Here is a 9,437-nt window from a genome sequence, read left to right as displayed (position 1 = left end):
TGCCGTGTTCGCAGCCCACATGCGTGCCGGTGAGATGCTGCTTCTCGCGCAGGAAATCGACCAGCGAAAGCCGTGGCTCGACGCTCGCCTGCACCTCGTCCCCGTTGATAGTCAAAGAAATATCGATCATGCGAGGCCACCGATCTTCAGCGCGCGCAGGACGGCCGCTGCGTGGAAATGTATATGCGCGCCCTCGACGTCGGGGGCTGTATCTCGCACCGCCTGACGCAGGCTTTCAATGCTAAGATCGGCCGGCCATCCGTCGGCGAATAGTTGCACCGGCGGCGATGACAGCGCGCCTGCGATGATGCGGCGATGGCCGAGGGAAGGATCGGACACCACGCAACCAATCGCTTCGGCAAATTCGCCGACCTTGCGATTATGTTTGTAATAGCCGCATTTTGCCTCGTTGCTGAGCACGGGAACGTCAATCCGCGCCAGTAATTCGCCCGCCTGCAGCGCCGTGGTGAAGCTCCCGAGCAGAAATTCAGCGATCGGCATCTGGCGCATGCCCTGCGGACCGGCCACTTGGATCCTGGCGTCGAGCGCCGACAGGCAGGACAGCCAGTCCGCGGCCGGATCGCAATGCGCGACACTGCCGCCGATGGTGCCACGGTTGCGGACACCGCGATAGGCGATGCCGTTCGCCACCTGGCGCATCAGGTCGAACGTCTTGCCGGTATGGGGCGCTCGCTCGATCTGCGCATGCGTGACCATGGAGCCGAAGGAGATCATCGTCGGCGATACGTCGATGGTCGCCAGTTCCGCGATCATGGAGATATCGACCACGGCCGTCGGCCGGGCGAGACGCAGATTGAGCATCGGCACAAGCGACTGGCCACCCGCGAGCACGCGGGCATCACCATCAAATTCCGCTAGCACCTGCGTGGCTTCCGCGACCGTGGTTGCACGAATGAAATCGAAGCTGACCGGTTTCATGCGGCACCTCGCGCGACAAATCCGGCATCGAGGCCGACTTCTTCCAGTGCAGCCAGAATACGAGCCGGCGACACCGGCACTTCCGCGACTTCGGCGCCGAAGAAGCGCAAGGCGTCATTCACCGCATTGACGATGGCGGCCGGCGGCGCGATGGCGCCCCCTTCCCCGACACCTTTCACGCCGAAGCGGGTGAACGGCGACGCGGTCTGGAAATTGAGTAAGCGGATTTTCGGCACGTCGCCGCAACCAGGGACGAGATAATCGGCCAATGTGGAGGCTTGCGGCTGCCCCATCTCGTCGTAACGAACCTCTTCATAAAGCGCAGTGCCGATGCCTTGGACGATGCCGCCCCAGATCTGCCCGTCTACGATCATGGGATTGACTTGGATGCCGCAATCATCGACCGCCACATAGTCGCGCAGTTTCACGGTGGCGAAATCGCGGTCGATCTCGAGGACGCAGACGTGGCTGGAATAGGCAAATGCGCCGGAGTCCTTCTGCGGACGATAACCACCGATCACTTCGAGACCGGCCGTGTCGATGCCTTCGGGCAATTGGGCAGGCACGAAGTAATAGATATGCGCGATCTCGGCGATGGTCATCGACGCTGCATCGGCGTGGAACGCGCCATCGCGGAGCACAAGATCGTCCGGCGAGCATTGCATGAGATGCGCCGCAGCGACCCGCATGCGGCCTACCAGCCGATCGCAGGCATCTGCAATCGCGCCGCCCACCATGATCATGCCGCGTGATGCGTAGGTGCCGGTCGAATACGGCGTTAATGCTGTGTCGCCATGGGTTACCTGGATCAGATCGGTATGAATGCCGAGCACCTGTGAAGCGACCTGGGCGTAAGAGGTCTCCATGCCCTGGCCATGCGACTGCACGCCGGTCCGGATATCCACGCCGCCATCGGGCGTGATGCGGACCGCAGCCTGCTCATGGCCGGGCATCAGACGCGTATTCATCCAGGCGAGGACCGAGGTGCTCACGCCCGTATGTTCGGTGTAAGTCGCAAACCCGATGCCAAGTAGCGGTCGTCCGTCGGCTAGACGCTCCTGCTGTTCTTTGCGCAACGCGGCGAGATCGATGGCGCGGAGCGCCGTATCGAGACATTTCGGATAATCGCCGCTGTCGTAGAGTTTGCCCGTGACCGAGCGATACGGCATCAGTTCAACCGGCACTAGATTTTCGCGGCGAACTTCATGTGGCTCGCGATTGACCGCACGCGCCACGGCATCGATGGTGAGTTCGGTCGCGAAACAAGCACCCGGACGCGCCACGGCGCGATAGGCCTGGATTGGCGGTTTGTTGGTGGCGACTGTGCGCGCCGTCACCCGATAGTTCTTCAGCTGATACGGCCCAGGGAGAATGCCCGCGGCCTGGATTGCATCGAAGGCGCAAGTATGCGGCCAGATCGAATAAGCGCCCGCATCGACAATGATCTCGGAGTCTAGGCCGAGCAGGTGCCCCTTCTCGTCGGCATAGGCGGTCATCGTATAGATATGCTCACGCGAATTGGCCGCCGCGGTGAGATGTTCACGGCGATCTTCAAGCCAGCGCACGGGGCGGCGCAACTTCATTGCGAGAAATCCGAGGATCAGCTCTTCCGGATGAAGAATGGCCTTGTAACCAAACCCGCCGCCAACATCCGGCGCGATCACGCGGATTCGGTTCTGGTCCAGCTTGAGGAATTCGGCGAGACCATTGCGGATCAGATGCGGCGATTGGGTGGATGTATATACCAGCAGCTGGCTGACGCGCTCGTCCCACAGCGCGACAACGCCTCGCCCTTCCATGGGCACCATGGCCTGCCGTGCCAGTTTGAATGTTCGGGTCACCTTCACCGGTGCGGACTGGCGGACATCCTCGAAATCTTCCCCCTGCTCGAGCCGATGGAAGACGTTATCGGGCAGATCGGGATGAACGGCCGGGGCGCCGGGCTCCATCGCCACATAGGCATTCGTCAGCGCGTCGAGTTCGTCGAAATCGAACATCACGCGTTCTGCAAGATCTTCCGCATCCGCGCGGTTCTTTCCGATGCATGCAGCGAGGATCTGGCCGACGAAATTGGCCTTTTCGCCGGCCATCACCGGATATGGCGTTTTGACGTAACCGGGGATGGTCGCTTCGGCGAGAATGGGCAAAATCTGGAGATCTGCTCCGACGAAGACACGGCTGCGATCATCGTCATCGATCTCCGGCGTCTTCAAGACCGCATGAGCCACCGGGCTCCGCACAAAGGCAACATCCATCATACGCGGAAAAGTGAGATCACCCACGAAGGTGCTCTGCCCGTGCAGATGGCGCTTGTCCTCTTTTCGCGGAACGCTTGCTCCGACTCCAGTGGAACTCATTCCGGTCTCCCGTAGCCGCGGCAACCTGCCGCGAAGAATTTACCCGCCGAGATAGGCGGCCTTGATGCCTTCGTCATTCATGAGCGCCGACGACGCCATTTGCTTCGAAACCGCGCCGCGCTCGATGACATAGGCCAACTGGCTATATTCCAGCGCCATGAATGCATTTTGTTCGACCAGCAGAATCGAAACGCCCTGCTCGTTGATGCTCTTGAGCTTCTCAAACACCTCCTCCACCAGATTCGGCGCCAGGCCAAGCGAGGGCTCGTCGAGCAGCATCAGTTTCGGACGCGCCATGATCGCACGACCGATCGCCAACATCTGCTGCTGACCACCTGACAGCGACCATCCCAGCTGCTTGCGCCGCTCCGCCAGGATCGGGAACAGTTCGAACACGCGATCAAGGTCCTGTGCCGATGACTGGCCGCGGCGCGTCCAGGGCGTCGTCGCCACCCGCAGATTGTCATAGACGCTGAGGCCCGGGAACACGCCGCGACCTTCCGGAACCATCGAGATCCCGAGCTTGGCGATTTGCGGCGTTTCGCGCCCGAGTATCTCTGCGCCTTCGAACTTGATCGACCCCTGTGCCCGCAACAAGCCCATGATGGCACGCAAGGTTGTCGTTTTGCCTGCGCCGTTGGCGCCGATCAACGTAACCATCTCGCCCTGATTGACGGCGATATCGATGCCGTGCAGGACCTCCACGCCGTCCGCATAGGACGCATTGACCGACTTGACCTCAAGCAACGGCATTTTTGACTTCCTTGGCCGCAGCCCGCTTGCCGAGATAGGCACCAATCACTTCCGGGTTCTGCTGGATTTGAACCGGCGTTCCATCGGCAATCTTCTTGCCGAAGTTAAGAACGGTGATGGTGTCGGCAATCTTCATCACAAATGGCATGTTGTGTTCGACGATCAACACCGTCAGCCCGATCGCTTTCATCTTCCGGACCTGAACAACCAGCCTTTCGACTTCAGTGGGGTTCATGCCGGCGGCGGGTTCATCGAGCAGGATCATACGCGGCCGCATCGCCAGCGCGCGGGCGATTTCGACCATGCGCTGCAATTCATGCGGCAATGCGCTGACCGGAATATCGCGCATGGCCCATAGGCCGACGAAGCGCAGAGCGGCCTCGGCCGTCGCACGCAAGTCGGTTTCCTCGCGCGCGGCAGCCGAGCTGCCGAGCATGACGGAGGACCAGCTTGCCGGCTTGGCGCTGCGGCAACCGACCAGAACGTTGTCCATCACCGTCAGCGAATGGAATGAGCGCAAATTCTGGAAGGTGCGCGCAATACCGGCCTTTGCGATGTTCCAGGACGACGACACCGGCAGAACCTGGCCGCCGAATTCCATCACGCCTTCCTGGCGCTGATAGACGCCGGAAACGAGATTGATGAATGTCGACTTCCCTGCCCCGTTCGGGCCAATAAGAGCGTGGATCGTGCCGGAGCGCACCTGCATCGACAGGTCGTTGATGGCAATCAGTCCACCGAAACGGCAGGTCAAGTTCTTGATGGACAGCAAGACGTCATCACCGGCACCCGAGCCCGACTTGGGACGGAGCAGGTCAATCGCCGGATCATCAAGGGCAAGTTCCTCGATCACGCCATTCTCGCCGAGCTGCGGCACCTTCACCGCCTTGCGGCGACTGAGGAAGCCGAGAATGCCCTGCGGCAGGAACACGACGGCAAAGGCGACGCCAGCACCATAGATGACCTGGTAGTATTCCTTCGAGATACGGAGCATCTCCGGCAGCATGGTGATGAAGGCAGCACCAAGCACCGGACCAAATGTGGTGCCCATGCCGCCGAGCAGGACCATGCTCAAGACCTGAGCCGTCACTTCGAAGGTGAACGCGTCAGGGCTGATGAATCCGACCAGATGCGCATAGAGCGAACCGGCGCAGCCCGCGATCACCGAGCTGATCACGAAGGCCAGGATCTTGATGCGCGTGACATTCACACCCGTGGTGCCCGCCGCCATCTCCGCATCGCGCAATGCTGCAAAGCTGCGGCCGTATTTCGAGGTCTCGGTGCGACGGGCCAACAGCAGCACCAGCAGCAGGAAGGCCAGGCTGAGATAGAAATATTTCTGATCGTTATCGAACTGGAAGCCGAACACCGATGGCGCAGGGATCGCCGCAATGCCATCGCCGCCATGGGTCACTTCCTGCCAGTTGAACAGAATGATGCGGATGATTTCACCGAAGCCCAGCGTGCCGAATGCAAGATAGTGGCCCTTCAGGCGAAGCGCCGGAACGCCGATGATGAGACCCGCGAGGCCCGCCATCCCGCCCGCCAGCACGAAGACCGGCCAGAACATGTAGCCAGGTCCGGTATGGGTGAGGATGCCCGCGGTATAAGCGCCGATGCCGAAGAAGCCCGCGTGACCCAGCGAGATCTGACCGGCATAGCCGAGCACGAAATTCAGGCTGACGGCGAGGATGGCATAGATGATGCCGACATTCACCAGCCGCATCAGATAATCGTTGGGTACGACTGCCGGAAGAGCAAGCAGCGCGACGCAAGCGAGAGGAATGATAAGCTTGCGCATGATCAGCCACGTTCCTTGATTGCTTCACCGAGCAGCCCGCGCGGGAATGCCACGAGGAAAATGATGAGAACGCCGATACAGATCGCATCCTTGTAGACCGACGAAATGTAGACGGCCGAAAGGATCTCGATCAGACCGATTGCGATCCCCCCAATGACGACACCGGGGATGGAGCCGAAACCGCCGATGACCACGGCGATGAAGGCCTTCAGCAGCACGGCTGCGCCCATATCGGTGTCGATCAGGAAAATCGGAGCCAGCAAGGCACCGGCAAGGCCGGCGATGGCGCCCGACATGATGAAGGTGATGCCAATCATGCGGCGTGGATAGATGCCGAGCAGCTGCGCCATCTGCGCATTCTGCGCCGTCGCGCGCAGGCGACGACCGAGATCGGTGTGGAAGAATAAGAGATACTGGGCAAGCAGCAGCGCGGCCGTCACCACGATGATCGCGATGTTTTCCGGCGAGAGCACGACTGCGCCGATCCTGATGGAATCCGTCGAGGTCAGCGCCGGGACCTTGAGCGGATTCGGCCCCCAGATGATCAACGCCAGATTGCGCACCAGGATCGAGAAGCCGATCGTTGCAATCACGAAATACAGAAACGACCTGTCCTTCAATGGATAGAACAGAAGCTTCTGAAACAGCCAGCCGAGCAACCCGACTGCTGCAATGGTGATGACCACGGCGAGGCCATAAGGCAGTTGCATCGCCGTGGTCGTGTAGAGGACGAAGGCCCCCAGCATCACGAACTCGCCCTGGGAGAAGTTGAGTCCCCCGGAAGCGTTATAGATGAGAACGAAGGCGAGCCCAACGAGTGCATAAATGCACCCCATTGCCACACCCGATGCGAGAATTTGCAACATCTAGAGTTCGCTTTCGAGAGCCGTGATCGGATTTGAACTTATTTACGAGCGACGACCTTGACGTCACCATTCGGCTGGATTTGCATGATGACGGAGTTGTGCCACAGGTTGCCCTCGCCGTCCGCCTTGTAGGTCCCGAGAATGCCGTCATAGGACTTGCTGCTCATGCCCTCGCGGATCGCTTCACGGTCGGCGCCTTTTTCCTTCATGACCGAAATCAACATGCCGACGGCGTCATAGTCATTGGCGATATACATATCGGGCGCAAATCCTGCCTTCTTCTTGTAGGCCTCGACGAATGCCTTCACCGCCGGTCGGTCATTCGCAGTGGGAAGCACGTCGGGAGCCTGGCAATACTTACCTGCCATGTCGGCGGCCGAAACTAGATCGCGCAGGAACGCCTTGCAGAGACTGGCCGAGGCGACGTAGTCCGCCTTGCTGCCGAGCTGGTTGAACTTCTTCACCACCAGCGCCTCATCGACCGGATAGCCCTGCGTGTAGACGACATCGACCCCGGCACTGTTCATCGCAGTGACCTGCGCGGTCATGTCCTTATCGGTCGGCTGATAGGACGCCACGGCGACCGGCTCGACACCAAGCTTCTTGAGCTCCTGCGTCAGAAAATCACGACCGGAATACCCCCACTCAGCCATGACGTGCAGAATGCCAACCTTCGACTTCTTCAGATCCTTGGCAATGAAGTTGGCGAGAACGACCTTGTCGCCTTCATCATGCGAACTATCGCGGAAGAAATACTTCGCTCCCTGCTGGGTCACTCGTCGCGTGCTCGGCCCGGCGATCAGTGGCACCTTGGCCTTCTCCGTCATCGGCAGCATTGCCAGGATCTGCGTGCCGAGACCCGGCCCGATGATGGCGACCGGCTGCGACTGCAGCACTTTGTTCAGCGCATTGATGGCCGTGGTGTTGGAGGCCTGCGTGTCTTCGACGACTAATTCGATCTCGCGGCCATTTACGCCACCAGCCTTGTTGGCTTCTTCCACGGCAAGCGTAATCGCATCGAGATTCGGCTTGCCATAAGGCGCAAGAACGCCGGTCAGCGGCAACACGACGCCGACAACGACTTTCTGCTTGGCCTGGGCAAGCGCTTCAGAGGCACCGAATGACGCCCCGAAGACCGACACGGCGACCGCCGCTGAGAGTAGGTGGATACGAAATAGGTGTTTCATTTTTTCAACTCCCGATGCTTTAAGGCGCGATGTTCTTAAGTGCAAAGCTTCGCGTAAACGTCTTTTTTTCAGACACTAGCGCGGAGCTTCGTGTAGTCAAAGCAAAAAAACATTGTTTCTTTGAAAGAAACACTGATATTATTCTCTGCACATCGCTTCCGGTCAATTCGGAAACAATGTGCAGTGCGGCCTATAATTTGAGCAAGAAGCGCAACAAATCTTCGTGGCGGTAAGCTTCGCCAGACCGGGAATGCAAGGACACTCAGACCAACGATAAGCGCTGTTTTGTCGCCGCTCAGCTTGGCCGGCGAAGGATTCGCGGATTTCGAACCGACAAAGAAACGCTATGCGCAAGCAAAGCAGCCCATGATAGGTGCAAGGAAACGATGCATCCTGACCGGGTTTGGGCTATCGAAGCACTGATATCGTATAAGGATTGGACATTTGGCTCGGACAACGAAAGCACCCACCGAAGCAAGCAATCAGTCGCTTGTTCGCGGCCTCAAGATTCTAGAGGCCTACACGTCCAAAAAACAGAGTTGGGGCGTACGCGAACTCGGCCGCGAGCTGGAAATCAACGCCGCCACCACCTACCGCCTGATCGCTGCGCTGGCATCCCGCGGCTATCTCGAACAGAACCAAGAGACACAAAAATATCACCTCGGTCCGAAAGTTGTGCAGCTGGCCGCAAACTATTCGACTCAAAATTCGCTCATCGAAATCGGATTGCGGGTATTTGCGAAATACGAACAGCAATTCCCATACAACTTCTACATTGGCGTGATGAGCGCCGATGAGGTGATCTACGTTGCCGTGCACGAATCGCGCGGGCCGCTCAAAATCACGACCGAACCTGGGCAAAGCGTCAGCATCTACGGTTCGGCGCTCGGAAAGATACTTCTCGCCAATGAAAGCGACGAGTTCATCAAAAATCTGATTGCCGGCAATCCCGTCAAAAAGATAACACCGCTCACGGTCACTGACGAAAAGGAATTGATGCGGCAAATCCGGCAGATCCGGAAGCTCGGCTACGCCATCAACCGAGGTGAAATCTACGCAGAGATCGCCTCCGTGGCCACAGGCATCCGAGGTCCCGACGGCTCAGTCATCGCAGGACTCTCACTGAGCTTCCCCATGCTCTATATGGAAACCGGAAAGATCTCACTCGAAGACGTGATCGAGATGACGATGCAAATCGGCGAGGAAATCTCGTCCATGAACCGCCGCACCGTGATCCGCTAGACCACGATGCGGCTAGTCGTTACAGGATCACCAGCTCTTTCGGCGTTCCCTTCGTAAGAAGAAGGTTCGGCTCGCCCGACTTCACAACGAACGGATTCTCCACATGCACCGCTCCGACGCCGAATTCGTAATAGGGCGTCTCGATATTGATGACCATGCCGGCTTCGATCTCGATTTCATTACCTGGAGCGAGAATCGGCTGCTCATATACCTCCGCGCCGATGCAGTGGCCGACATGATGACGGCGATAGCGCGGCTCGCCGTTTTCGCGAACCGCCTTCAGAGTCAGATC

Annotated in this window: 8 protein-coding genes; 1 reads left to right on the top strand and 7 read right to left on the bottom strand. The window is 59.1% G+C overall.

The window, feature by feature from the left end; all coding sequences use genetic code 11:
- Positions 1–126 precede the first annotated feature (126 nt).
- The 6 genes from ACIQ17_RS26300 to ACIQ17_RS26275 are packed head-to-tail and all read right to left on the bottom strand — an operon-like array spanning position 127 to position 7,903.
- Entirely contained in the window at positions 127–939 is an 813-nt protein-coding gene (locus tag ACIQ17_RS26300) for an FAD binding domain-containing protein (protein ID WP_398472245.1), read from the bottom strand.
- Entirely contained in the window at positions 936–3,296 is a 2,361-nt protein-coding gene (locus ACIQ17_RS26295) for a xanthine dehydrogenase family protein molybdopterin-binding subunit (protein WP_398472244.1), read from the bottom strand. Before ACIQ17_RS26295 ends, ACIQ17_RS26300 begins: the two co-directional genes overlap by 4 nt.
- A gap of 39 nt (positions 3,297–3,335) precedes the next feature.
- Positions 3,336–4,043 (bottom strand): ABC transporter ATP-binding protein, encoded by a 708-nt coding sequence (locus ACIQ17_RS26290; RefSeq protein ID WP_398472246.1) that lies wholly within the window; start codon positions 4,041–4,043, stop codon positions 3,336–3,338.
- Complete coding sequence (locus ACIQ17_RS26285) at positions 4,036–5,850, bottom strand: ATP-binding cassette domain-containing protein (protein ID WP_398472243.1); 1,815 nt, start codon at positions 5,848–5,850, stop codon at positions 4,036–4,038. Before ACIQ17_RS26285 ends, ACIQ17_RS26290 begins: the two co-directional genes overlap by 8 nt.
- 2 nt (positions 5,851–5,852) lie before the next feature.
- Positions 5,853–6,716, bottom strand: coding sequence for a branched-chain amino acid ABC transporter permease (locus tag ACIQ17_RS26280; RefSeq protein WP_398472242.1), 864 nt, complete (start codon positions 6,714–6,716; stop codon positions 5,853–5,855).
- Positions 6,717–6,754: 38 nt separating this feature from the next.
- Positions 6,755–7,903 (bottom strand): ABC transporter substrate-binding protein, encoded by a 1,149-nt coding sequence (locus ACIQ17_RS26275; RefSeq protein WP_398472240.1) that lies wholly within the window; start codon positions 7,901–7,903, stop codon positions 6,755–6,757.
- A gap of 444 nt (positions 7,904–8,347) precedes the next feature.
- Here ACIQ17_RS26275 and ACIQ17_RS26270 point away from each other — a divergent pair, with 444 nt between their 5' ends.
- Positions 8,348–9,145 (top strand): IclR family transcriptional regulator, encoded by a 798-nt coding sequence (locus ACIQ17_RS26270; protein ID WP_398472239.1) that lies wholly within the window; start codon positions 8,348–8,350, stop codon positions 9,143–9,145.
- A gap of 19 nt (positions 9,146–9,164) precedes the next feature.
- Here ACIQ17_RS26270 and ACIQ17_RS26265 read toward each other — a convergent pair.
- The coding region (locus ACIQ17_RS26265; RefSeq protein WP_398472238.1) for a M24 family metallopeptidase at positions 9,165–9,437 on the bottom strand (273 nt) is incomplete at its 5' end.

It is taken from the genome of Tardiphaga sp. (genome assembly GCF_044340795.1).
In the GTDB taxonomy this organism is placed as follows: Bacteria; Pseudomonadota; Alphaproteobacteria; order Rhizobiales; family Xanthobacteraceae; genus Tardiphaga.
The sequence above is the reverse complement of the archived record's forward strand: the minus strand, read 5'-3'. Positions and strand labels throughout refer to the sequence as shown.

What these genes read in the sequence shown, in the direction of transcription:
- ACIQ17_RS26300 (WP_398472245.1), bottom strand. Translation starts at nt 939, where the DNA reads ATGAAACCGGTCAGCTTCGATTTCATTCGTGCAACCACGGTCGCGGAA.
- ACIQ17_RS26295 (WP_398472244.1), bottom strand. Translation starts at nt 3,296, where the DNA reads ATGAGTTCCACTGGAGTCGGAGCAAGCGTTCCGCGAAAAGAGGACAAG.
- ACIQ17_RS26285 (WP_398472243.1), bottom strand. Translation starts at nt 5,850, where the DNA reads ATGCGCAAGCTTATCATTCCTCTCGCTTGCGTCGCGCTGCTTGCTCTT.
- ACIQ17_RS26280 (WP_398472242.1), bottom strand. Translation starts at nt 6,716, where the DNA reads ATGTTGCAAATTCTCGCATCGGGTGTGGCAATGGGGTGCATTTATGCA.
- ACIQ17_RS26275 (WP_398472240.1), bottom strand. Translation starts at nt 7,903, where the DNA reads ATGAAACACCTATTTCGTATCCACCTACTCTCAGCGGCGGTCGCCGTG.